This window comes from Moorena sp. SIO2C4 (assembly GCF_010672485.1).
In the GTDB taxonomy this organism is placed as follows: Bacteria; Cyanobacteriota; Cyanobacteriia; order Cyanobacteriales; family Coleofasciculaceae; genus Moorena; species Moorena producens.
On the sequence record NZ_JAAHGN010001526.1, the window covers coordinates 1 to 1,204 of the forward strand.

Annotated in this window: 1 pseudogene; it reads right to left on the bottom strand. The window is 44.8% G+C overall.

Going from position 1 to position 1,204, the window contains the following annotated elements:
- Nucleotides 1-116: 116 nt before the first annotated feature.
- Nucleotides 117-737, bottom strand: a pseudogene (locus F6K20_RS39215) (aminotransferase class I/II-fold pyridoxal phosphate-dependent enzyme); the annotation flags it as partial.
- Nucleotides 738-1,204 lie beyond the last annotated feature (467 nt).

A 1,204-nucleotide genomic window follows, 5' to 3' on the forward strand; every position in this document is an offset into this window, starting at 1 on the left:
ATAAGCTGACAGCTGACGGCTGACTGCTGAATGCTTACAACCATTAGCCTAATACCATTAGCCTAAAACCATTAGCCTATAGCAATTCTATTTGAATCCTAAACAGTGATAGTTATAGCTTTGGCATAGTCTACCCAAGTTTTGAGGTAGTCTTTGCTAGCGGTTGCTCCGGTAGGGTTATTGGGGAAGCACAGGTAAATTAAATCAACCTTCTCGGAGGGAATCTCTGCGGTGAAGTTGTTCTCGGCGGTAATCGGTAGATAAACCAAACCCTCATATTTACCGCTATCATCAGCATCCCCCGTATGACCAGCCATGACGTTGGTGTCTACATAGACAGGATAAACTGGGTCAGTAACGGCAATCTTGTTATCTTTCCCAAAGATGTCGAGAATGTTACCGGTGTCGCACTTGGAGCCATCGGAGATGAAAATTTCTCCAGCTTCAATCTCACACCCCCGGCTTTGGAAATCGTGGGTAGCAATTTTTTCCCTTAACCAAGGGTAGCCTTGCTCTGGACCATAACCTTTGAAGGTGGCGCGATCGCCCATTTCTTCAACAGCTTTGATTATAGCGGTGCGGCAGGCTGCTGGTAGTGGTTCGGTAACATCACCAATCCCCAGCTTGATTAGCTTAGCATCAGGATTGGCTTCTGCGAAAGTATTGACCCGTCGCGCAATTTCGGGAAATAGGTAGCCAGCTTTGAGTTTGAGGTAGTTATCGTTAATGGTTGCCATAGTAGATTGCTATAAACGCCTTCAAAATAGCTTATATCAAGTCTGGTGGAATACCTATAATTAGGCTGGGGAGATAGGGAGATGGGGAGATGGGGAGATTTTTATGAAGGGTAATTATTCCGACATGATAGTATAGCCCTACGCGCAAGTCCGCAAGTCAGAAGTCAGAAGTCAGAAGTAAGCTATGACTAAGTTTCGGAGTTTACAAATGTCTTAATCTGAATGCGTAGTGCTATACAAGTTTTTTGTAAGCATATGCGCTATGGGAACAGGTGTCAGCGGTCAGTCGTTGGCCTTTGGCTGATATAGCAATTCTCTCTCCCATCAGGTACAAAGGGATCCCCCCTAAATCCCCCTTATAAAGGGGGACTTTGAGGCTCAAAAGCGTACCTCATAAATGCAATAAACGCTATAGCTTATGGCTGATAGCTGATAGCTGATAACTGATAACTGATAACTGATAGCTG